This is a genomic window from Actinomadura sp. B10D3, assembly GCF_039871695.1.
Taxonomy (GTDB): Bacteria; Actinomycetota; Actinomycetes; order Streptosporangiales; family Streptosporangiaceae; genus Spirillospora; species Spirillospora madurae.
In genome coordinates this window covers 475,061-497,121 of sequence record NZ_JBDPLY010000003.1, presented here as the reverse complement: position 1 = coordinate 497,121, position 22,061 = coordinate 475,061, and the positions used below count along the sequence as shown (strand labels likewise).

The window sequence follows — 22,061 nt, the reverse complement described above, 5'->3', positions numbered from 1 at the left end:
CCTCCTGCGGGAACCGGGACTCCTCATCCACCTCCGCCGCGAAAGGAGCGATCTTGGCCTCGGCCAGTTCACGTACCGTGGCCCTCAGCAGCTCATGCTCCTCGGACGGGGCGTACGCGGGAAAGTCGCTCATCGGATCCTCCACGGCACCGGACGCACGGCGCGCCTCAATACTTTGACGACCAATATTTGGACGCCAAAATAAACGAGCCGGAAGGCGCCGTCAAGGCAGGGCCCCCCGCCGGAACCGCCCGGCCCGGCCCATGATTCCCTGCGGGTATCACTGGATGCCATTTTCGTGTTGGACCTGGATCAATCGGCCATCCTAGCCTCGGAGCATGAAGCAGACTGCGCCCGACGACATCGCCCGCCGGCTCGGGTCCGGGCTCCTCTCGTTCCCCGTCACCCACTTCCGCGACGACCTGGCGTTCGACGAGGACGCCTACCGGGCGCACATCGTCCGACTCGGCGGGCACGACGTGGCCGGGCTGTTCGCCGCGGGCGGGACGGGCGAGTTCTTCTCGCTGACGCCGGACGAGGTCGGGCGGGTCGTGCGCGCGGCGGTCGCGGAGGCGCGCGAGGGGCTCCCGGTGATCGCCCCCGCCGGGTACGGGACGGCGACCGCCGTGGAGATGGCCAGGGACGCCGAGCGCGCCGGCGCCGCCGGCCTGCTGCTGTTCCCGCCGTACCTGACCGAGGCCTCGCAGGAGGGCCTGGCCGCGCACGTCCGGGCGGTGTGCGCGGCGACCGGGCTCGGCGTGACGCTCTACAGCCGGGCGAACGCCGTGTACCAGGACACGACGGTCGCCGCGCTCGCCGAGGAGTGCCCCACCCTCGTCGGCTACAAGGACGGCGTCGGCGACCTGGAGCTGATCACGCGGGTCCGGTCCCGGCTCGGCGACCGCCTCGTCTACATCGGCGGGCTCCCCACCGCCGAGACGTTCGCGCTCCCCTACCTGGAGCTCGGCGTCACGACGTACTCGTCGGCGATCTTCAACTTCGTCCCGGAGTTCGCGCTGGCCTTCTACGCCGCCGTCCGCGCGGGCGACCGGGACGGGGTCCGGCGGCGGCTGGCCGAGTTCGTCCTGCCGTACTGCGACATCCGCAACCGCAGCAAGGGCTACGCGGTCAGCATCATCAAGGCGGGCCTGCGTGTCACCGGGGCGCCCGCCGGCCCCGTCCGCCCGCCCCTGACGGACCTGACCGAGGCGGAGACCGCCGACCTCGCGGCGCTGGTGAAGCGGGCGGTCTGACGTGGCGGGCGTCCCGGCGGGCGAGGCGACCCTGGACCGGATCGCCTGGATCGAGCTGTCCTCGGTCACGCTGCCGCTCGCGTCGCCGGTCAGCGACGCGAAGGTGCTGACCGGCCGGCAGCGGCCGATGACCGAGGTCGTGTTCCTGTTCGCCGAGATCGGCACCGAGCGGGGCCACGAGGGCATCGGCTTCGGCTACTCCAAACGCGCCGGCGGCCCCGGCCAGTTCGCGCACGCCGCGGAGATAGCGCCCGCCCTCCTCGGCGAGGACCCGAGCGACATCGGCAGGCTCGGGACGAAGCTGCTGTGGGCGGGCGCGTCCGTCGGCCGCAGCGGGCTCGCCACGCAGGCGATCGCCGCCATCGACATCGCGCTGTGGGACCTGAAGGCCCGGCGGGCGGGCCTGCCGCTGGCCAAGCTCCTCGGCGCGCACCGCGACTCCGTCCGGTGCTACAACACCTCGGGCGGGTTCCTGAGCGCGCCGCTGGAGGAGGTGCTCGATAACGCGGAGGCGTCCGTGCGGGCCGGGATCGGCGGCGTCAAGATCAAGGTCGGGCATCCCGACCACGCCGAGGACCTGCGCCGCGTCACGGCCGTGCGCGAGCGCCTCGGCGACGCGTTCCCGCTGATGGTGGACGCGAACCAGCAATGGGACCGGCCCGCCGCCCTGCGGATGGGACGGGCCCTTGAGGAGTTCGGCCTCACCTGGATCGAGGAGCCCCTCGACGCCTACGACGCCGAGGGCCACGCCGCGCTCGCCCGCGCGCTCGACACGCCCATCGCGACCGGCGAGATGCTCACCAGCGTCGCCGAGCACTGCGAGCTGATCGACAAGGAGGCCGCCGACATCCTCCAGCCGGACGCGCCGCGCATCGGCGGCATCACCGGCTTCCTGCGCCTCGCCGCGCTCGCCGACCACCGGCACCTCGGGCTCGCGCCGCACTTCGCCATGGAGATCCACCTCCATCTGGCCGCCGCGTACCCGAGCGAACCGTGGGTGGAGCACTTCGACTGGCTGGACCCGCTGTTCGAGGAGAGGCTGACGATCGAGGACGGGCGGATGCACGTCCCGGCCCGTCCCGGCCTCGGCATCACGCTGAGCGAGCAGGCCCGCGCCTGGACGACGGCCCGCACGCTGGTCGGCGACCGCCCCTGAGACTCTGTTGACCGGACAGGATTCGAACCTGCGACCCGCTGCTTGTAAGGCAGCCGCTCTCGCCGACTGAGCTACCGGTCACCGCCTCCGCCGGAGTGGAGGCCGCTGCTGGAGCAGGGGTCGAACCTGCATGACGTGATTCAGAGTCACGCATCCTGCCATTGGATGATCCAGCATGGGTGCCCGCCGGCGGGCGGTGGCGTCCGCCCGCCTCGGGCACGTGCAGAACCAGCCGGGGGTCGTTACTCCCGCCGGTCCAGTCCAGAGCCGCACGCGGGAATCGAACCCGCTCCTCCTGGTTGGAAGCCAGGTGCCTCACCATTTCGGCCTGTGCGACATGGCAATCTCGGATGTATAGGAAAGAGGTGGACGAAAAAGGCCGCCGGGATCTTTCCCTGACGGCCTCCGGAGAACCTGGCGGTCCTATCCAGAGGCGGTTCCGGCGACGGCGAAGCCTCGCCCCGGCCCGGCTCCGAAGGGCTGCGGCGCCTGCTGCTCGTTGACCACGGTCATCTCCGCCGCTCCCTCCCTGTCCGTTCCGTTCGGCTCGTTACTCATATGATGCGGAACCCCGCCCGATGGTTCAACGCATTTTCACAGAGGGCCGCCCCGGGCCATTCTGGATGAGTGGCCCGGGGCGGTCGGTCGATCCCGTCAGACCGCCTTGCGGCGCGTGCGGGCCGGGCGGCCGCGCGAGGGGGTCAGCAGCCGCTGCAGAACGCGGAACGGCAGGGTCACGATGCTGACGATCGTGCCGATGATTGCGCTGAGCGCTGCGCTGATGCGGCGCATCTGGGTTCACTCCTTCAGGTCGTCCTGAACGACCCGTACCCGTACGCCGCGTTTTACACGGATTTGGCGCCGGCAATGACCGTTGCGGAGAATTCCTCGGACACGGCGACCCCGGCCCCCAGGCCGCCGCGCTCGACGGCGGCGACCGCGCCGGCGACCTGCCGCTCGCTCGTCTCGAACAGCAGGTGGCCGCCGGGAGCGAGCCATCCCGCCGCCTCGGCGGCGACGCGGCGCAGGACGCCGAGACCGTCCGGGCCGCCGTCGAGCGCCACCCGCGGCTCGTGGTCGCGCGCCTCCGGCGGCAGCAGCGCGACCTCGCCGGTCGGGACGTAGGGGACGTTGCAGAGCAGCACGTCCACGCGCCCGCGCAGCGCGTCCGGGAGCGGTGCGAAGAGGTCGCCCTCGTAGGCCAGCCCGCCGTAGGGCGCGATGTTGCGGCGGGCGCAGCGCACCGCCGGGGGCTCGATGTCGGCGGAGTGCAGGATCGAGCCGTCCAGGCGGGCGGCGAGCGCGGCGCCGAGCGCGCCGGAGCCGCAGCACAGGTCGAGGACGACGGGCCGCGCCGGGGCGAGCGCCTCGGCCCGCCGGACGAGGAACTCGGTGCGCCTGCGGGGCACGAAGACCCCGGGCTCGACGGCGATCCGCAGCCCGCAGAACTCGGCCCAGCCGAGGACGTGTTCGAGCGGCTCCCCGGCCGCGCGCCGCTCGACCATGGCGGAGGCGTCGCCGGGGGTGCGGGCGGTCGAGAGGATCAGCCGCGCCTCGTCCTCGGCGAACACGCAGCCCGCGGAGCGGAGCCGGGCGGCGATCCCGGATTCGGTGAAGGAGTCAGTCATGGGCGCCGGAAACTGTATCTCACTCCCGCAACCGTCCTGCCGCGGGCGGTGTTCACCCGGTATGAACATCTATGCGAGCAGGGCCGCGGAGGCCGACTGGGCCGCGCTCGCCGGCGAGATGGACGCGTACGGCAGCGCATTGACGCCCCCGCTCCTGACCAAGGACGAGTGCGCGGACATCTCCTCCCTCTACGGCGAGGTGGAACGGTTCCGCTCGACGATCGACATGGAGCGGTACCGGTTCGGCGCCGGGCAGTACCGCTACTTCGCCGAACCGTTCCCCGCGCCGGTCGGCGAACTGCGCGCGGCGCTGTACCCGCATCTGCTGCCGATCGCGCGGGAGTGGGCGGGCAGGCTGGGGCGTCCCGCCCCGTGGCCCGACACGCTCGCGGAGTGGCTGGAGATGTGCCACGCGGCGGGCCAGACGAAGCCGACGCCGATCCTGCTGAGCTACGGGCGGGACGACTGGAACGCGCTGCACCGCGACCTGTACGGCGACCTGGTGTTCCCGCTGCAGGTCGTGATCGGCCTGGACGAGCCGGGCGCCGACTACACCGGCGGCGAGTTCCTGATGATGGAGCAGCGGGCCCGCGCGCAGTCGCGCGGGACGGCGACGCTGCTGCCGCGCGGCCACGGGCTGGTCTTCACGACCCGGGACCGGCCGGTGCGCACCAAGCGCGGCTGGTCGGCGGCCCCGATGCGGCACGGCGTCAGCGTCGTCCGGTCGGGGCGGAGGCACACGCTGGGGCTGGTGTTCCACGACGCCGCGTGAACGTACGCCGCGTGACCGTACGGACCACGCATCCTGGGGCGGGAGAATGAGGCGTCGTCCAGATACGGGGGTCACGGGTTGCCGGAGAAGCTCGACCTGAGGGCCGACTGCGCGAGCTGTGCCGGGCTGTGCTGCGTGGCGCTGCCGTTCGCGAAGTCGGCCGACTTCGCGTTCGACAAGGACGCGGGCGAGCCGTGCCGGAACCTTCTCGCCGACTTCCGCTGCGCCGTCCACGCCGATCTCCGGCGGCGCGGGTTCACGGGCTGCACGGTCTTCGACTGCTTCGGCGCCGGCCAGAAGGTGTCGCAGCAGACCTTCGCCGGCCGGGACCGGCGGAAGGATCCCGACCTCGCCCGCCGCATGGTCGAGGTGTTCCCGGTCATGCGGCGGTTGCACGAGATGCTCTGGTACCTGGACGAGGCGGTGGCGATGCCCGCCGCCGAACCGATCCGGCCCGAACTCGGGGCCGCCTACGACGAGGTCGACCGGCTCACCCGCCAAGAACCCGGCGACCTCGCCGGACTCGACGTCGGGGCCGTCCATGAGCACGTGAACGTCCTGCTGGTGCGGGCCGGCGAGCTCGCGAGGGCCGGCGTCCCCGGGCCGAAGAGGAACCGGCGCGGGGCGGACCTCATCGGGGCGAAGTTGAAGGGCGCCGACCTGCGCGGGGCCGACCTGCGCGGGGCGTACCTGATCGCGGCCGACCTCCGGGGCGCCGACCTGCGCGCCGCCGTCCTGATCGGGGCGGACCTGCGGGACGCCGACCTGCGCGGCGCCGACCTCACCGGAGCCGTCTTCCTGACCCAGCCGCAGGTGGACTCGGCCCGGGGCGACGCCGCGACCGGCCTGCCGCCGGCGCTCCGCCGGCCCGCCCACTGGGCGGCCCGCGCGACCTGATCTTGTTTAGGGCGCCGGTCCAGGGGGCATTTCCGCAGCGCACGTCATCGGGGGGTGCGCGTGGCACGGGTGAGATGGTGGGGCACGGGTGCCGTGGCGCTCGTGATGCTCGTCCTCGGCGCCGGCCTGCCGCTGGTCGACCGGGCCCTCGGAACCCGCGGGAAACGGCTGGCGGCGGGAACGGTGGTGGCGGTCGGAGCGCTGCGCGACGGCGTCCGGCCGGTGACGTTCTCCGTCCCGTCCGGCGGCTGGGTGCTGGACCGGGCCGGTAGTTCGCTCGCCGTCGACGCCGAGTTGTCCAGCGGCGGCGTCGTCTTCACCCTCAGCGTGGTGGTGCCGCTCGGCACCCTGGACTCGCGGAGGCTGTGGCACGGCCTCGGACGGATCGTCGCCGCCGGCGGGCACGCGCGCCTGGGCGCCGAACCCGCCCCGATCATCACCTCGCACGGCCTGACCGGGCTGACGGGACGGCTCGCCGGGCGGGAGCGCTTCGGGACGGCCGCGGTGTTCACCGGGGAGACCCTGGGCGCCACGGTGACGGCGGCGGGGCCGCCCGCCGCCTACCGGAAGATGGCCGCGGAGGTCGAGGCGATGGTGCGGACGGTCAGGATCGCGGCGCCATGGCACTGACCCGCGACGCGACGGCACCGGCCCGCGGCGCGATGGCGCGCCGCCCGGCGTTCTGGCTGTGGGCGGGCGCGTGCCTGCTCGGCGCGTTGATCGCGTTCCGGCTGATCGGCGCGCACGTCGCGGCGTTCCCCGGCGGCTCCATCGCCGGTCTCGCGCTGATGGCGCCGGCCCTGGCCGCCGGGGTGTGGATGCTAAGGCGGCTGCACCCGGTCCGGTCGCGCCCGGTCGGGTACGCGCTGATCAGCGTGGCGTGGGGCGGGCTGGCGGCGTTCGGGACGGCGCTTCCCGCGAACGCGGCGTTCCAGGCCGTGCTCGCCAAGACGGCGGGGCCGGACTTCGCCGCGGTGTGGGGCGCGGCGATCGCCGCGCCGGTCGACGAGGAGATCCTCAAGCTGCTCGGGGTGGCGACGCTGGCGCTGATGGCGCCCTCGGCGATCCGCGGCCCGCTCGACGGCTGGGGGTACGGCGCGCTGTCCGGGCTGGGGTTCCAGTTCGCGGAGAACTTCCTGTACGTGCTGAACACGATCGTCCTGACGGGGGCGACACAGGACGCCAACGCGGCGTTCTTCTCCTTCGGGAGCCGGGTGGTCGGCGGAGCCTGGTGGAGCCACTGGGCGATGACGGCGGTCGGCGGCGCGGGCCTCGGCTGCCTGCTCGGCAGGGCGTCCCGGACGGCCTTCCTGGCCGCGGCCGGGGCGTTCGTGCTCGCGATGGCGCTGCACTCGTGGTGGGACGCGCCCGTGATGTCCGGTCTCGCGCTGATGCCGGTGAAGGGGGCGCCGATCCTGCTCGCCGCGATCGTCACGTACCGGCTGGCCCGCCGCCGCTACCTCTCCCATTTCCGGCGGACGGTGCACGCGGAGACCGCGAGCGGCGTGTTCGTGCCGGGCGAGGGCCATGTGCTGGCGTTCCGCAAGTGGCGGCGCAAGGAGCGGTGGGACGTGCCGGCCGGGGAGCCGCGCCGGCTGCTCGCCCGGCTCCGGGCCGCCGAGCTCGACCTGATCGAGGAGGGGCTCGGCGGCCTCGAACCCGACCCGCTGGCCGCAGCCCGGCTGCGGGCCCGCATCCGCGACCTGCGCCGCGACCTCAGGGCCTCGGCCGCGAACCCGCGCGTGGCGTGACGAGCAGGACGGCGCCGCACACGGCGGCGGCGAGGAACATCGCCCGCGCGGAGCCGCCCGCGTCCGGCCCGACGGACGCGAACGCCCCCATGATCGCGGCGCCGAGGGTGGCGCCGAGCTGCCGGACGGCGTTGAGCAGGCCGCCCGCCGCCCCCGCCGTCCCGCCGGGCGCCGCGGCGACGACCATGGTCGCGAGGGCGGGGAGCGCGAAGGAGACCCCGAAGCCGGTGCAGAGCAGCCCCGCGACGAAGGCCGGGTAGGACGCGCCGGCCAGCAGCGCCGCGCCGAAGAGCACTCCCCCGGCGGTCAGCAGCCCGAGCCCGGCGAGGACGGGCGGGCGCGCCCCCGTCCGCGCGACGATCCGGCCGGTGAGGAGCGGGTTGAACGCGAACGGCAGCGTCATCGGCAGGAACGCCAGCCCGGTCTCGAACGGTGTCAGTCCGAGGGCCTGCTGGAACACCAGCGGCAACACGAACAGGACACCGGTCATGACGAACGTGACCGCCGCGCCGGCGGCCAGGGCGGCCGGCATGCCGGGGGCGCGCAGCACGGACGGCACGAGGACCGGAGCCGCGCTCCGCCGCTCCCGCGCCGCGAACGCGGCACCGGCCGCGACCGCACCGGCGGCCGAGCACGTGGCGTGCACGCCGGCCCCGTCTCCGAGGGCGATGAGCGCGTCGGTGAGCAGGCCCAGCGTCGCGCAGGCGAGGAGCTGCCCCGGCACGTCGATGCCGCGCGGGCCGCGCGGGCAGTGCACGGGCCGCCCGGCGACGAGGGCGAGGACGACGGCCGCGATCGGCACGTTGATCAGGAAGATCGCCCGCCAGCCGGCCAGGCCGACCAGCGCGCCGCCCGCGAGGGGGCCGGCGGCGAGCGCGGCGCCGCTGGTCGCGGCCCAGGCCGCCACGGCGCGGGCGCGTTCGGCGGGCGCCGGGTACAGCCGGGCGATCATGGCCATGGACGCGGGCACGCAGGCCGCGGCGGCGGCGCCCAGCACCGCGCGCAGCGCGACGAGCGTCCACAGGTCCGGCGCGGCGGCGCTGAGCAGGGACGCCAGGGCGAAGGCCGCGATGCCCGCGCGGAAGACGCGGTGCGCGCGGTACCGGTCGGCGACGGCCCCGGCCGACAGGAGCAGCGCCCCGAACACGACGGTGTAGCCGGTGACGGCCCATTGCAGGCCCGCGACCGTCCCGTGCAGCGAGCGGGCCAGGTCGGGTTCGGCCACGGCGAGGACGGTCGTGTCGAGCAGAACCATGAAGTACCCGAGGGAGACGCCCAGCAGGGCGAGGCGGCGCCGCCTGCCGGAGACGTCCGCGGGCGCGGGTGAGAGAACCGAGGTCATGGCCGCCAAGTCTCGGAATCCGGGGCGCCGCGCTCCACCGGCGCGACCGTACGGAGCGTTCGGAATATCCGAACGGACGCCGCAGGTTGCCACCGTCATGGAACTGCGCCAGCTGAGGACGTTCGAGGCCGTCGTCCGCCACCGGACCGTCACCGACGCCGCCAACGCGCTCGGTCTCGCGCCCTCGTCGGTCTCGGAGCAGATCCGGTCGCTGGAGCGGTCGCTCGGCGTGGCGCTGTTCGAGCGCGGCCCGCGGGGCATGGTGCCGACCCCGGCGGGCGAGCGGATGCGCGAATGGGCCCGGCGGCTGCTCCGGCAGGCCGAGCAGGCCCGCGCCGAGGTCGCCGGGGAGCGGCCGGCGCTGCGGCTCGGCGCGCTGGAGTCGATCGCCGCCGCGTACGTCCCGGGCGTCCTGGCGAGACTGGAGCGGCGCCGTCCCGACCTGCGGGTGGAGGTCCGCTCGGACGCGGCCCGCGACCGGCTCCTGGACGCGGTCGCCGCCGGCGAGCTGGAGGCCGCGCTGCTGCTGGACGCCGGCGACGGCGTCGGCGGCCTCGGCTTCACCCCTCCGCCCGCCCCGCTGGACCACGTCGACCTGGAGGCCGTGCCGCTCGCCCTCGTCGCCGCGCCGGACCACCGCCTCGCCGGCGCGGCCCGCGTCTCCGCCGGCGACCTGCGGGGCGAGAGGCTGCTGGTGAACATGCCGGAATGCTCGTTCTGGATGGCCGGCGAGCGGCTCCTCGGGTCCGCGGTCGAGCGGGTGAGGGCGGGGAGCGTGACCGTGATGGCGGCCTGGGCGGCGCGGGGCCTCGGCATCGCACTGCTGCCGGAGTTCGCCGTCCGGGACCGCCTGGAGGCCGGGACCCTCGTCCGGCTGGCGCTCGACACCCCCGGCCTCGGCCTGCGCCTCGTCTGGCGCGCCGACCGGGAGGCCCTCCCGGGCATGCGCGAGATCCTGTACGCGGCAAGCGCCTGAGCTGCCCTGACACGCCCGGAGACGGTCTCCGGGTGGCGTTTGCCCTACCCCGCCCCGGGTACCGGGCCAGCGGAAACGGTGCTCTGCCTGGGAGAGGCACGATGGCGGGACGGAAGAGGCGCGGGGCGGCGGCCGCCGACAGGCTGGAGAAGATCGTCTGGGGCGTCAACGACCGGCTCGGCTCGGGCGAGTTCCTGAACCGGAACATCCGCAAGGCCTTCCCCAAGCACTGGTCGTTCCTGCTCGGGGAGATCGCACTCTACTCGTTCGCCATCCTGATCCTCACCGGCGTGTACCTGACGCTGTTCTTCAAGCCGAGCGGCGGCACGGTCGTCTACGACGGCTCGTACACGCCGCTCCGGGGCGTCACGATGAGCGAGGCGTACGCGTCCACGCTGCACATCTCGTTCGACGTGCGGGGCGGGCTGCTGATGCGGCAGATCCACCACTGGGCCGCGATCGTCTTCATCGCGGCGATCTGCGTGCACCTGCTGCGCATCTTCTTCACCGGGGCCTTCCGTAAGCCGCGGGAGATCAACTGGCTGATCGGCACCACGCTGTTCGTGCTCGCCATCGCCGAGGGGTTCGCGGGCTACTCCCTGCCCGACGACCTGCTGTCGGGGACCGGGCTGCGGATCATGCAGGGCATCGTGCTGTCGATCCCGGTCGCCGGGACGTACCTCGCGCTCTGGGTGTTCGGCGGGGAGTTCCCCGCGAGCGAGGAGTTCCTCCCGCGCCTGTTCACCGTGCACATCCTGCTCGTCCCCGGCATCCTGCTGGCGCTCGTCGCCGCGCACGTGATGATCCTCTGGCACCAGACGCACACCATCTTCCCGGGACGGGGGCGGCGCGAGCGGGCGGTGACCGGCGAGCCGACGTTCCCGCACTTCGCCGCGCAGAGCACCGCCTACTTCCTCATGGTCTTCGGCGTCCTGGCCGGGATGGCGGCCTTCCTCCAGGTCAACCCGGTGTGGCTGTACGGCCCGTACGACCCGGACCAGATCTCGGCCGGCTCGCAGCCCGACTGGTACGTCGGCTTCCTCGAAGGCGCGCTGCGCATCATGCCGGCCTGGTCGACGACGGTGTTCGGCTACACCGTCTCCTGGAACGTCCTGCTCCCGGCGGTCATTCTGCCCGGGGTCTTCTTCACGCTCATCGCGCTTTACCCGTTCGCGGAACGCTGGGCCACCGGCGACGAGCGGCTGCACCACCTGCTGGACCGGCCGCGCAACGCCGCGACGAAGACCGCCATCGGCGTCGCGGTCGTCGCCTGGTACGGGAACCTGTGGGCGGCCGGCGGCAACGACGTCCTCGCCGAGACGTTCGGCATCCCGCTCTTCGTGACCACGTGGATCTTCCGGGTCGGGTTCTTCGTCGCCCCCCTCATGGCGTTCGCGGTCACCCGGCGGATCTGCCTCGGCCTCCAGCGCCGCGACCAGCAGGTCCTTCAGGAGGGCGTGGAGAGCGGCCTGATCATGCTGCGGCCCGACGGCTCCTACGCCGAGCGGCACGTGCGGCCGCCGGAGGAGACGGAGGCGGTGCTGAACGTCCGCCGGCCCCGCGAGCTGGTCGCGCCCTACCCGCACCACGTCATCCCGCTGCCGACCCCGGACCGCGTCCGCACGCAGGTCCGGACCCGCGTCAACCGCTTCTACATGAACTACCAGTCCGAGTCGCACGGCGGCGGCCAGGGCAACCTGGAGAAGGGGCCCGAGGAGGACGGCCGGAACGGCACGTGACCGCCGTCACCGGCCCCGGCTTCACCGGCCCCCGGGCGGCGGCAGCGCGGGCCGGGCCTCCTGGGGCGGCTCCGTCAGCGGGTGGTGCAGGTCGAACGCCGGCCGGACGGAGCGGATGCGCGGCATCGACGTGAAGTTGTGGCGCGGCGGCGGGCAGGAGGTCGCCCACTCCAGCGAGCCGCCCATGCCCCACGGGTCGTCGGTCCCGACCTTCTCGCCGCGCCGCCACGTGCGCACGACGTTCCACAGGAACGCGAACGTCGACGCGCCGAGGACGAACGACCCGATGGACGAGACGAGGTTCAGGGCGGAGAACTCGTCCGCGTAGTCGGCGACCCGGCGCGGCATCCCCTCGGCGCCCAGCCAGTGCTGGGCGAGGAACGTGGTGTGGAAGCCGATGAACAGCGACCAGAAGTGTATCTTGCCCCACGTCTCGTCGAGCTTGGTGCCCGTCATCTTCGGCCACCAGAAGTAGAAGCCGCCGAACATGGCGAACACCACGGTGCCGAACAGGACGTAGTGGAAGTGCGCGACGACGAAGTAGGAGTCGGTGACGTGGAAGTCCAGCGGCGGGGAGGCGAGGATCACCCCGGTCAGCCCGCCGAACAGGAACGTCACGAGGAACCCGACGGCGAACAGCATGGGCGCCTCGAAGCTGAGCTCCCCCTTCCACATGGTGCCGACCCAGTTGAAGAACTTGATCCCGGTCGGTACTGCGATCATGAACGAGGTGATCGAGAAGAACGGCAGCAGGACGCGCCCGGTCGCGAACATGTGGTGCGCCCACACCGTCATCGACAGGCCGGTGATCGCGATGGTGGCGGCGACCATGCCGAGGTAGCCGAAGAGGGGCTTGCGGGCGAACACGGGAACGATCTCGGTGACGATGCCGAAGAACGGCAGCGCGACGATGTAGACCTCGGGATGGCCGAAGAACCAGAACAGGTGCTGCCACAGCAGCGCGCCGCCGGTCGCGGGGTCGAAGATGTGCGCGCCCAGCCTGCGGTCGGCCTCCAGCCCGAGCAGCGCGGCGGCGAGGACGGGGAAGGCCATCAGCACCATCAGGCTGGTCAGCAGCGTGTTCCAGGTGAAGATCGGCAGCCGGAACATGACCATGCCGGGGGCGCGCATCGCGATGATCGTGGTGATCAGGTTCACCGAGGTGAGGATCGTCCCGAAGCCGGACACCACCAGGCCCATGATCCACAGGTCCCCGCCGTGGCCGGGCGAGTACGTCTGCGACGTCAGCGGCGCGTAGCCGAACCATCCGAACGCCGCAGCCCCGCCGGGCGCGGCGAACCCGAGGAGCACGATGACCGCGCCGAACAGGAAGAGCCAGTAGCTCAGCGTGTTCAGCCGCGGGAACGCGACGTCCGGCGCCCCGATCTGCAGCGGCACGACGACGTTGGCGAACCCGGCGAACAGCGGCGTCGCGAACAGCAGCAGCATGATCGTGCCGTGGATCGTGAACAGCTCGTTGTACCGCTGGGCGCTCACGACCTGGAGTCCGGGCTCCAGCAGCTCGGACCGCATGATCACGGCCATGACCCCGGCGATCAGGAACATCGTGAAGGAGGTGGCGAGGTAGAGGTGGCCGACGACCTTGTGGTCGGTGGTCGACAGGATCCTTCCGACCCGCGTGCCCTTGCGGTGACGAGCGAGCGCGTCGCCGACGCTCGTGTCCTGCACGGCCGTCATCCGGCCCTCCCCTCCCTCGTCCCGACCCATCCGGGCACTTGCCGCACAGGACGGTTCCAAACGCGGCGGCGGCGCGGCGGTGATCCGGGGGATGAAGCCGGGACGATCGGGAAGGGCGCCCCGGAAAGGCACACGCAAAGGAGTTCCCCCCGTGCGACAGGACAATCTCACCCCGACCGGGGGCGACCCGCTCGTGACGCTCGACCTGGCGCACCGCATCGCGCCCGGCTGGCGGCTGTGCCAGGTCACCACCGCCGACCGGGACGCCCACCGCTGGCATCTGCGGCACGACGGGCACGCGGCCGGCGCGGTGACGCACGTCCTCGACCTGCGCGGGCGCCGGACGGGCTGGGAGGCCCGCGACGCGCGCGGGTTCAGGCTCCGCCCCGGTCCCGGCCCGGAGGCGTACCGGCGGGCCGCCCCCCACCTGTGGGCGACGCGGACGGCCGCCGTCCGGGCCGCGGCGCGCGCCCACCGCTGCCCGTGAGGCCCCCGGCGGCGGACGTTTCGCCGCGGACACCGGGGTAGGGCCGCCTGGGAACCGGGCCCCGTCCACGGGAGGAGCACGATGAAGGCTGTCACCTGGCACGGCAAGCGCGACGTCCGCGTCGGCACCGCGCCCGACCCGGAGATCAAGGAGCCGGACGACGCGATCATCCGGGTCACCTCGTCCGGCATCTGCGGCTCGGACCTGCACCTGTACGAGGTGCTCGGCCCGTTCCTCACCGAGGGGGACGTGCTCGGCCACGAGCCGATGGGGATCGTCGAGGAGACCGGCTCCGAGGTCACCCACGTCAAGCCTGGCGACCGCGTGGTCATCCCGTTCAACATCTCCTGCGGCCACTGCCACATGTGCGAGATGGAGCTGTTCGCCCAGTGCGAGACGACCCAGGTGCGCGAGCACGGCATGGGCGCCGCACTGTTCGGTTACACGAGGCTCTACGGGCAGGTTCCGGGCGGCCAGGCCGAGTACCTGCGGGTGCCGCAGGCGCACTTCGGGCCGATCAAGGTCCCGGAGGGGCCGCCGGACGAGCGCTTCCTCTACCTGTCGGACGTCCTGCCGACCGCCTGGCAGTCCGTCGACTGGGCCGACATCCCGGCGGGCGGATCGGTCACCGTGCTCGGCCTCGGCCCGATCGGGCAGATGGCCGCCCGGATCGCCCGGTACCTGGGCCACCGGGTGATCGCCGTCGACCTCGTCCCGGAGCGGCTGGAGATGGCGCGCCGGCACGGCATCGAGGTGATCGACTCCGACGAGGCCGACGACGTCCCGGACGCGGTCCGGCAGCTCACGGGGGGCCGCGGCACCGACTCGGTGATCGAGGCGGTCGGGATGGAGGCGCACGGCTCGCCCGGCGCCAAGCTGGCGCAGACCCTCACCGGCCTCATGCCCGGCACCGCCGCCGCGCCGCTGATGCAGCGGGTCGGGGTGGACCGGCTCGCCGCGCTCGGCACCGCCATCGAGATCGTCCGCCGCGGCGGGACGATCTCCGTCATCGGCGTGTACGGCGGCATGACCGACCCGCTGCCGATGCTGCGGATGTTCGACAAGGGCATCGGGCTGCGGATGGGCCAGGCGCACGTGAAGAAGTGGATCGGCGACCTGATGCCGCTCGTCACCGACGACGCCGACCCGCTCGGCGTGATGGACCTCGCCACGCACCGCTGGCCGCTGGACGAGGCGCCCCGGGCGTACGAGATGTTCCAGAAGAAGCAGGACGGTGCCATCAAGGTGCTGCTGCAACCCTGACCATTTTGCGTTCAGCGGGCCCACCCGATCGCGAGGTAGGCCGCGAACGTCAGCAGCAGGTAGAGGGGAGGCGCGGCGGGCGGCCATCGGGTCCGTCCGCGCCGGAAGCGCCACACGGCGAGCGCCGGGACGATGAGCGGGAGGACCGCGAGGAGCGTCCACCCGTCCGGCGCCCGCGAGAAGGCCGCCAGCAGGCAGACCGACAGCACCGGCACGGCCAGGGCCAAGGCCACCGTGCCCTCGACGCCGAGCGTCGTGACGTAGGTCCGCTCCCCCGGCCGCGGCGCTCGCGTGATCTTCCCGGCGAGCTCCGGGTGGCCCGCCGCCAGCACGACGACGGCGACGGCGACGAGGCCGTACCGGTCCGCCCCGTGCCCGGCCTCGTCCAGGTAACCCGCGTAGAGGTACAGGTGGAGCAGGACGGGCACGGGGAGGCTCACCAGCAGGCTGGTGAACAGCTTGTCGGCGGACGGGCGCCGCCACCGCAGGTGCACACCGATCGCCCCGGCCGCATAGCCGAGCTGGACGAGGAGGATGCCCGCCCGCCACGGCCAGGCGGCGTTGAGGAGGCCCAGCACCACGACTCCCGCGCCGTACAGCACGGCCAGGTCGCCGGCACGCACCGCCCCGGCCGCGAGCGGGCGTCCCGGGTGGAACCGCCGGTCGTAGTCCAGGTCGCGGATGTCGTCCAGCGCCCGCATCAGCAGCAGGTCGACGAAGAGCGACACCGCCGCGACCGCGGTCCCCGTCCCGGGCCGCCGTCCCGGCGCGTCCGGGTCGACGGCGGCGAAGAGGCCGCCGACCCCGCAGGCCAACAGCACCGCGACCGCCAGCGACGGCACCGGCGGATGGCTCCCCCGGACGAACCGGACGATCCGCCCGCCCCGGCCCGTCACGGCCGGCGGGGCCAGGTGACGGGCAGGTGCCACAGGCCGCGGACGAACATGTGGTCGCGCCAGGCGAGCCGGGCCGGGTCGACGGCCAGGGCGAGGTCGTCGAAACGGCGCAGGAGCGCGGCGATGGCGATCCCCAGCTCCGCGCGGGCGTGCGGCGCGCCGAGGCACCTGTGGCGGCCGTGCCCGAAGCCCAGGTGGGGGTTCGGGGACCGGCCCGGGTCGAACGCGTCCGCCCTGGGGAAGGCGGCGGGGTCCCGGTTGGCCGCGTCGGTGAGCGGCACGACGACGTCGCCGCGGGCCAGCGGCGTCGCCGCCAGCTCCGCGCCGGCGAGCAGGACGTGGGGGTGCCCGCCCGTGCCGGCGAACCACACCCAGCGCAGGTACTCCTCCACGGCCGCCGGGATCAGGGACGGGTCGGCGCGGAGCCGGGCGGCGAGACCGGGACGCGTGACCAGGTCGAGCACGCACGCGGCCAGGAAGTTCGACGTGGTCTCGCCGCCCGCCATCAGCAGCCCGTACCCGAACACGACGATCTCGTCCTGGGACAGCTCGCAGCCGTCGAGGAGCGCGGTGAGCAGGTCGTCCCCGGGCAGGGCCCGGCGCGCCGCGACCTTGCCCGCGAAGTAGCCGCGCAGGCCCTCGTGCGCCGCCTGCACCTCGCCGCCCGAGTGGTGCCCGGCCGACATCAGCGCGCTGACCCACGGCAGCAGGAGCCCGAGGTCGCCGGTGGGGACCCCGAGCATGTCGCAGATCACCGCGTACGGGAACGGGGTGGCGAACCGGGCGATCAGGTCGGCGGGCGGGCCGTCCGCCTCCATCTCGTCCAGGAGCCGTTCGGCGACCGCCTCCATGCGGGGCCGGGCCTCCTCGGCGCGGCGGGCCGTGAACCAGGCCTGGACGGCCCTCCGGCGGCGGGTGTGCGCCGGAGGGTCGCTCGCGGCCAGGGCGAGGGTCTCGGGCGTCCGGGCGAACAGCGTGCCGCCCTTCCAGGCCTCGCGGCTGAACCGGTCGTCGGACAGCACCGTCCGCACGTCGGCGTGCCGCGTGACGAGCAGGGCCTTGTGCCCGCCCGCCAGCACGACCGGCACCAGCGGGCGCTCGCGGAGCCGCCGCAGGTGCTCCTCGTCCAGCGGGACGCCGGGACGGGCCGGCAGGGGGAAGTCCATGAGTCTCCTTCAGGCGCTCAGCGGCGGGGGCAGCGAGGCGTCCTGGGCGCGGTGCCCGTCCCGTTCCAGACCGGCCAGGCGCGCCGAGGTGAGGGCCGCGCGGAACAGCTGGATGCCGCGGGCCGAGCTGGGGTCGACGCCGGACAGGTCCCGGATGCGGTCCAGCCGGTAGTGCAGGGTGCGGCGGTGGATCCACAGCTCCCGCGCGGCGCGCTCGCGGTCGAGGTTGCAGGCCAGCAGCACCTCCAGCGTCCGGCGCAGGTCGGTGCCGGCGTCGAGCGGGGACAGCACGGAGGCGAGCCGGCCGCGGATGCCGGGCTGCCCGAGGATGGCGAGCTCGACCAGCAGCTCGTCCGCCCGGTAGGGGCGGTCCTCGGCGTCCGGGATGGCCTTGACGATCGTCAGCACCCGGGACGCCTCCTCCAGCGCGGCGGGGATGTTCGCGACGCCGCGCCGGCAGGACTCGGCGGCGTGCACCGGCCCGCGCGTGCAGGCGGCGAGCCCGGCGGTGAACTCGGCCGCCTGGTCCTCGGCGCGCAGCTGGTCGGCGGCGGGGAACAGCACGACGAGGCCGGACAGGTCGCCGGAGTACAGCACGCCCTCCCACGATTCGAGCAGCTCGCCGGCCCGCTCCCAGTGCGCGTCCGCCACGCGCCCGGGGACCTCGCAGCGCAGCGCGAGGTACGCCGGCGCCAGGCGGACGCCGGCCGCCTCGGCGATGACGCCGGCCGGGGCGCCGTCGATCAGGGTCTCGGCGAGGAGCCGGCGCAGCGGCCGCGACCGCGCGCCCTCGCACGGCACCTCCGCGTAACCCTGGATGCAGGCCTCCCGCGCGCCGACGGCGAGCCGCGCCGCGTGCGCGGTCAGCTCGGCCATCTCGGCGAAGCAGCCGGGCGGCGCGATCGTCCAGCAGGTGCGCGCGGCGGCGGCGAGCGCGAGGTCCCACGCCTCCGACAGCACCGGCAGCGGGATCGCCTGCCGGGCCGCGAGGACGCCGAGGTCGCGGAACCGCCCCCAGTCGTCCTCGGGGAGGGGGCCGCCCGCGAGGACGAGCCCGAGCAGCCGCGCGCAGGTCTCGCGGCCCCCGCCGAAGATCGGGCCCGCCGCCCGCCTGATCGGCTGGTAGGCGGGGTGCCCGTGCAGCGCCTCCCGGACCGCCGTGGCGAGCCGCGGGCAGTGCGCGGTGAGGACCTCCCGGAGTGCCCCGGAATCGGTCATCGGCGAATCCCCCCTACGCGACGGCCAGCCGGAACCTGGGCAGGTGGCCGGCGGTCTCGTCCACCAGCCGGTGCAGCTCCCGGACGCAGCCCGGATCGCCGCCCAGCCCGTCGAGCAGGCCGTGGGCGCGCTCGACCAGCGGCGCGACGCAGTCGGCGTAGGACTCGATGATCTCGTCGTCGAGCATCCAGGCGGTCAGCTCGGTGCGCGCGGCCGCCGAGTGGCGGGCGGCGGCGTGCAGGGCGAGCGCCTCCCGGCGGCGCGCGGCGGGCAGCGCGGCCAGCAGGTGGACGAGCAGGTAGGTCGCGGTGCCGTTGGCGAGGTCCTCGTGCCGGCCCGAGGCGAGGTCGCGCTGGTCGTTGACGAGCTGGCGCAGCACACCGAGCGCGCGCCCGTACGCGCGCCAGCCGTCGACCCGGCGGCCGCCGACCCCGGCGAGGCACGCCGCCGAGGCGGCGGCCATGGCGTAGGGGGCGCCGGTCTTGCCCTCGTACCCGTGCAGCACCGACGCCGGCGACGCCACCGGTGCCCGCTCGGTGAGGTCGCGGAGCTGGCCGTCCACGGCGTCCAGCCACCCGCGGGAGACCTCGTCGGCGAGCGCGGCCCGGACGGCGGCCCCGGCGGGCAGCCCGGCGATGATCCGGCCGGGCAGCTGGCCGCCGACGGCGAGCGCGGTGAGGATCTTCATCCCGGAGGCGCGGGCCTCGACGCTCCGGGCCGCGGTGTCTTCGGCCGGGGCGGCGTCGGTGAGGTCGTCGAGGTAGCGGGCCGACGCCCACCAGAGCAGGTGGATCACGGCGACGGGCGCGGCGGGGGCGGGATCGCCGGTCTCCGCGCAGTGCACCAGCAGCGGCAGCGTGATCATGCCTTTCATACCGGGACGCGAGCCCTTGGCCCGGACGAGCTCGAAGAACTCGGCGAGGAACTCCGCTATGGCGCCGCCGACCATCTCGCGGCCCTCGTCCAGGCCCATCGCGAGGCCCTCGGCGAGCAGCTCGCACAGCCGCGCCATCTCCGCCTCGACCTCGGCGATCGCCCGTTCCTGGGCGGCCCTTCCGAACACTCCTTCGTCCACGTGCCAAGCTCCTCTGCTGCTGCGGGGTGTATCCGGGCCCGGCCCGGAGGTCGCGATGCGCGCCGGCCGCCCGGCGGCGCCCGTCATCGGGTGGCGCGCTCGTCCATGACCCGGACCGTGCCGGCGCGCCCGTCCAGCTCGATCCAGGCGCCGTCGGGGATGCGGGCGACGGCGCCGCCGACCGCGACCGCGGTGGGCACGCCGAGCAGCCGTCCCGTGACGGCGGTGTGCGAGAGCAGGGTGCCGCGCTCGACCACCAGGCCGGACGCGGCGATCATGAGGGACAGCCAGCCGGGGTCGGTCTCCCGCGCGACGAGGATCCGGCCGGCGCAGCCCGCCGGGGCGATGCCGGGGTCGAGGACCACCTTGGCGCGGCCCCGGACGGTGCCGCCGCTCGACCCGAGCCCGCGCAGCACGTCGCCGCCGTCCGCGGCCGGCCGCGGCCCCACCGGGCGGGCATGCGCGAGGGCCGCCGCGACGGGCCGCCCGGCCGGAACCGAGAACAGCGCCGGCGGGAGCGGGACGTCCAGGTGGCGGAGGCGCTCCGCGCGCCGCACCGCCGCGAGGCCGCGCAGGTCCGAGCCGGGGAGGGTGCCGTCGAACGCGCCGGTCACCTCGTCGGCGGTGAGGTCGAGGACGTCCCTCGGGTCGTCCAGCGCCCCGGCCGCGGCGAGTTCGGCGCCGAGCCGCCACAGCACCTCGCGGGAGAGCCCGAACAGCTGGGTGCGGCAGAACCGGGTGTCCTCCCGCGCCCGGACGAACCACCGCATCAGGGACAGCAGCGCGTCCAGCACGGCGCGCTTCGCCGGGTTGCGGCACGCCTCTCGCAGCCGCCTCCGGGCCTGCGCCGCGGCGCGCGCCTCGTCCGCCCGGCCGCCCGCGACGGTGGCGCCGCGCCGGACCAGCGGGGCGATCGTCCCGGCGAGCATCCAGGGCCGCTGCCGCGGGGTGGGCTCGTCGAGCTTGAGGTCGTGGAGCGCGCGGTCCCCGTAGCGGCGCAGGTACGCGCGGGCGGCGGCGGCGATGCCCGAGCCGTGCCGGCCGGCGGCGATGTCGTCCCAGACGGCCCGCAGGTGCTCCTCCTCGGTCCGCCCGCCGGGGCCGGCCAGGAGCGCGTCCTTCAGGTCCGGGATCCCGGCGGCGCGCTCGGCGAGGGCGACCGCGGCGCGGGCCGCGGCGAGCGAGCGGTTCTCGCGGCCCCCGCACAGCAGCCCGGCGAGCAGGTCGGGACCGGCGCCCGCCCACCGCCGCAGCAGCGCCGTGCCGGCCCGCAGGACGAGCAGCCCGTAGATCCCGTTGGCGAGCGTGACGCCCCAGCGCACCGACACCTCGGCCCACACCCGCCGGTACAGGGCGATCAGCTCGTCCGGGGACCGTCCGGCGAGCGGGCGGGCCGCCGGGTCGTACACCTCCGCCATCAGTCCGTCCCACCAGCGCAGGAACCGGGCGGTCGCGCGGCGGTGCCCGGCCGCGCGCCAGGCGGTCGCGGGCAGCGCGGCGGCGACGCGCGCCCGCGGCCACCGCCGGGCCGCGCGCGCCTCGCCGGTGACGCCCATGGCCTCCTCCCAGCCGGCGCGGACGAGCTCGAAGGCGGGGAGCCGCCCGTGCAGCTCCTGCCAGTCGTCCAGCCGGTAGTGGACGCGGCCGTCGAGAAGCCCGACCATCCGCCCCGTCCGGTGCGCGTTCGCGCGCAGCCGCCGGGCCGGCACGCCCATCCGTCGGTAGAGGTCGGTGAAGGCCAGCTCGTAGAACGTCCGGGCCTGCGAGTAGGTGAGCGCGCCGGACACCCCGGGGAAGCTCTCGGTGATGTTGTGGTTCCCCCAGTACACGCGGGGGCCCGTGTCCCGCGCCTCCCCGGCGAGAGGCCGCGCCTGGACGAGGTGGACGGTCCCGTCGGGCGTGATCGTCCCCTCGATGTCCTGGGGGCGGCCGAAGTGCTCCTCCACCCGGGCCGCGAGATCCGCGACGTCGCGTGCCTCGGGGTCGGTGAGCACCGGCGCCCGCCGCAGCCCGTCCGGCACGGCGACCACGCGGGTGCCGCTCTCGCCCGGGGCGGGCGGCCCGGCCATCCGCCGCTTGAGGACGATCTCCGCGCGGACCCCGCCGGTCTCCGGATCGACGAAGAAGTGGTCCACGTCGGCCTTCTCCTGGACGACGCCCTCCCCGATGCCGTGCGCCGCCGCGACGACGTGGCGGCGCGCCCCGTCCCGCGGGTCGCGGGTGAACGCGACGAACGAGCGCGTCCCGGGGACCATCCGCTGGATCCCGACGGCGACCCTGGCGCCCGCGGGGTCGGCGCCCTTCAGGATCCGGTAGCGGACGGCCTCGGGCTTGAACGCCGACGCCCAGCAGCGCGCCACCGCCGCCAGGAGCCCGGCGCGGGGCACGTACAGGAAGCTGTCGCTCATCCCCGCGAACGGGTCGTCCTCGGAGTCCTCGCCGCCGCCCTCCCCCGGCACCACGCAGGCGCGGACGGCCGCCGTCCCGCCGGGGCCGGCGAGCGCGTCGAACGCCTCAAGGAGCCCGCCGGCGAGGTCGCCGGACGGCACGGCGCCGGACAGGGCCGACGCCGCCGAGGCGCACCAGTCCGCCACCGGCAGCGAGGCGGCCGGCGGGAGCGCGTCCCGCAGGGAGGCGAGCGCCCGGTCGAACTCGTCCGCGGGCAGGCAGAAGAAGCCGGGGACGGGGAAGCCCGCCGCGCGCAGCGCCTCCAGCCGCGCGAACTTGTGGCCGATCTCGCCCAT

Annotated in this window: 20 protein-coding genes and 3 tRNA genes; 10 read left to right on the top strand and 13 right to left on the bottom strand. The window is 74.6% G+C overall.

Annotated elements, in window-relative coordinates; translation table 11 throughout:
* Nucleotides 1-133, bottom strand: a 133-nt coding sequence (locus ABGB11_RS08475; RefSeq protein ID WP_347630570.1) for an acyl-CoA dehydrogenase family protein, incomplete at its 3' end; no start/stop codon positions are given.
* A gap of 205 nt (nucleotides 134-338) precedes the next feature.
* Here ABGB11_RS08475 and kdgD point away from each other — a divergent pair.
* Together kdgD and ABGB11_RS08465 are read left to right on the top strand one after the other, a co-directional pair.
* Complete coding sequence (kdgD, locus tag ABGB11_RS08470) at nucleotides 339-1,253, top strand: 5-dehydro-4-deoxyglucarate dehydratase (protein ID WP_347630531.1); 915 nt, start codon at nucleotides 339-341, stop codon at nucleotides 1,251-1,253.
* Nucleotide 1,254: 1 nt separating this feature from the next.
* Nucleotides 1,255-2,409 (top strand): mandelate racemase/muconate lactonizing enzyme family protein, encoded by a 1,155-nt coding sequence (locus tag ABGB11_RS08465; protein ID WP_347630530.1) that lies wholly within the window; start codon nucleotides 1,255-1,257, stop codon nucleotides 2,407-2,409.
* Between the two features lie 7 nt (nucleotides 2,410-2,416).
* On the opposite strand, the gene ABGB11_RS08460 is transcribed toward ABGB11_RS08465, so the two are convergent.
* The 5 genes from ABGB11_RS08460 to ABGB11_RS08440 form a co-directional block, all read right to left on the bottom strand.
* A tRNA-Val gene (locus ABGB11_RS08460) sits at nucleotides 2,417-2,490 on the bottom strand.
* Between the two features lie 24 nt (nucleotides 2,491-2,514).
* Nucleotides 2,515-2,585, bottom strand: a tRNA-Gln gene (locus ABGB11_RS08455).
* A gap of 89 nt (nucleotides 2,586-2,674) precedes the next feature.
* Nucleotides 2,675-2,746: transfer RNA gene (locus tag ABGB11_RS08450), tRNA-Gly, on the bottom strand.
* A gap of 317 nt (nucleotides 2,747-3,063) precedes the next feature.
* Entirely contained in the window at nucleotides 3,064-3,201 is a 138-nt protein-coding gene (locus tag ABGB11_RS08445; protein ID WP_347630528.1) for an LPFR motif small protein, read from the bottom strand.
* A gap of 53 nt (nucleotides 3,202-3,254) precedes the next feature.
* Entirely contained in the window at nucleotides 3,255-4,037 is a 783-nt protein-coding gene (locus ABGB11_RS08440; protein WP_347630526.1) for a putative protein N(5)-glutamine methyltransferase, read from the bottom strand.
* A 61-nt stretch (nucleotides 4,038-4,098) separates the two neighbouring features.
* On the opposite strand from ABGB11_RS08440, the gene ABGB11_RS08435 reads away from it, so the two are divergent.
* The 4 genes from ABGB11_RS08435 to ABGB11_RS08420 all read left to right on the top strand — a co-directional run bounded on the left by ABGB11_RS08435 (nucleotide 4,099) and on the right by ABGB11_RS08420 (nucleotide 7,457).
* Complete coding sequence (locus ABGB11_RS08435) at nucleotides 4,099-4,809, top strand: 2OG-Fe(II) oxygenase (RefSeq protein ID WP_347630524.1); 711 nt, start codon at nucleotides 4,099-4,101, stop codon at nucleotides 4,807-4,809.
* 78 nt (nucleotides 4,810-4,887) lie between these two features.
* On the top strand, nucleotides 4,888-5,706 hold the full coding sequence (locus ABGB11_RS08430; RefSeq protein ID WP_347630522.1) for a pentapeptide repeat-containing protein: 819 nt from the start codon (nucleotides 4,888-4,890) through the stop codon (nucleotides 5,704-5,706).
* A gap of 60 nt (nucleotides 5,707-5,766) precedes the next feature.
* Entirely contained in the window at nucleotides 5,767-6,336 is a 570-nt protein-coding gene (locus ABGB11_RS08425) for a hypothetical protein (RefSeq protein ID WP_347630520.1), read from the top strand.
* Nucleotides 6,327-7,457: a PrsW family glutamic-type intramembrane protease gene (locus tag ABGB11_RS08420; protein WP_347630518.1), complete on the top strand. Its 1,131-nt coding sequence runs from the start codon at nucleotides 6,327-6,329 to the stop codon at nucleotides 7,455-7,457. Before ABGB11_RS08425 ends, ABGB11_RS08420 begins: the two co-directional genes overlap by 10 nt.
* On the opposite strand, the gene ABGB11_RS08415 is transcribed toward ABGB11_RS08420, so the two are convergent.
* The gene (locus ABGB11_RS08415; RefSeq protein ID WP_347630516.1) at nucleotides 7,423-8,799 is read right to left on the bottom strand and encodes an MFS transporter; all 1,377 of its coding nucleotides are present in this window, start codon (nucleotides 8,797-8,799) and stop codon (nucleotides 7,423-7,425) included. The genes ABGB11_RS08420 and ABGB11_RS08415 overlap by 35 nt on opposite strands.
* A 97-nt stretch (nucleotides 8,800-8,896) precedes the next feature.
* On the opposite strand from ABGB11_RS08415, the gene ABGB11_RS08410 reads away from it, so the two are divergent.
* Nucleotides 8,897-9,775, top strand: a complete 879-nt coding sequence (locus ABGB11_RS08410; RefSeq protein WP_347630514.1) for a LysR family transcriptional regulator — start codon at nucleotides 8,897-8,899, stop codon at nucleotides 9,773-9,775.
* Between the two features lie 101 nt (nucleotides 9,776-9,876).
* A complete protein-coding gene (locus tag ABGB11_RS08405; RefSeq protein WP_347630512.1) occupies nucleotides 9,877-11,514 on the top strand; it encodes a ubiquinol-cytochrome c reductase cytochrome b subunit in 1,638 nt (545 codons plus the stop codon).
* Between the two features lie 21 nt (nucleotides 11,515-11,535).
* Here the strand turns inward: ABGB11_RS08405 and ctaD are convergent, their stop codons facing one another.
* Complete coding sequence (gene ctaD, locus ABGB11_RS08400; protein ID WP_347630510.1) at nucleotides 11,536-13,212, bottom strand: cytochrome c oxidase subunit I; 1,677 nt, start codon at nucleotides 13,210-13,212, stop codon at nucleotides 11,536-11,538.
* Nucleotides 13,213-13,363: 151 nt separating this feature from the next.
* Here ctaD and ABGB11_RS08395 point away from each other — a divergent pair, with 151 nt between their 5' ends.
* Complete coding sequence (locus ABGB11_RS08395) at nucleotides 13,364-13,699, top strand: hypothetical protein (protein WP_347630508.1); 336 nt, start codon at nucleotides 13,364-13,366, stop codon at nucleotides 13,697-13,699.
* 81 nt (nucleotides 13,700-13,780) lie between these two features.
* Nucleotides 13,781-14,962, top strand: coding sequence for a zinc-dependent alcohol dehydrogenase (locus ABGB11_RS08390; protein ID WP_347630506.1), 1,182 nt, complete (start codon nucleotides 13,781-13,783; stop codon nucleotides 14,960-14,962).
* Between the two features lie 11 nt (nucleotides 14,963-14,973).
* Here the strand turns inward: ABGB11_RS08390 and ABGB11_RS08385 are convergent, their stop codons facing one another.
* The 5 genes from ABGB11_RS08385 to ABGB11_RS08365 form a co-directional block, all read right to left on the bottom strand.
* Complete coding sequence (locus ABGB11_RS08385) at nucleotides 14,974-15,858, bottom strand: hypothetical protein (RefSeq protein WP_347630504.1); 885 nt, start codon at nucleotides 15,856-15,858, stop codon at nucleotides 14,974-14,976.
* Nucleotides 15,855-17,024, bottom strand: a complete 1,170-nt coding sequence (locus tag ABGB11_RS08380; protein ID WP_347630502.1) for a cytochrome P450 — start codon at nucleotides 17,022-17,024, stop codon at nucleotides 15,855-15,857. The genes ABGB11_RS08385 and ABGB11_RS08380 overlap by 4 nt, the downstream gene beginning before the upstream one ends.
* A 9-nt stretch (nucleotides 17,025-17,033) precedes the next feature.
* Nucleotides 17,034-18,242 (bottom strand): helix-turn-helix domain-containing protein, encoded by a 1,209-nt coding sequence (locus ABGB11_RS08375; protein WP_347630500.1) that lies wholly within the window; start codon nucleotides 18,240-18,242, stop codon nucleotides 17,034-17,036.
* Between the two features lie 13 nt (nucleotides 18,243-18,255).
* Nucleotides 18,256-19,317, bottom strand: coding sequence for a polyprenyl synthetase family protein (locus ABGB11_RS08370; RefSeq protein ID WP_347630499.1), 1,062 nt, complete (start codon nucleotides 19,315-19,317; stop codon nucleotides 18,256-18,258).
* Nucleotides 19,318-19,400: 83 nt separating this feature from the next.
* Nucleotides 19,401-22,061: a PEP/pyruvate-binding domain-containing protein gene (locus ABGB11_RS08365; RefSeq protein ID WP_347630497.1), complete on the bottom strand. Its 2,661-nt coding sequence runs from the start codon at nucleotides 22,059-22,061 to the stop codon at nucleotides 19,401-19,403.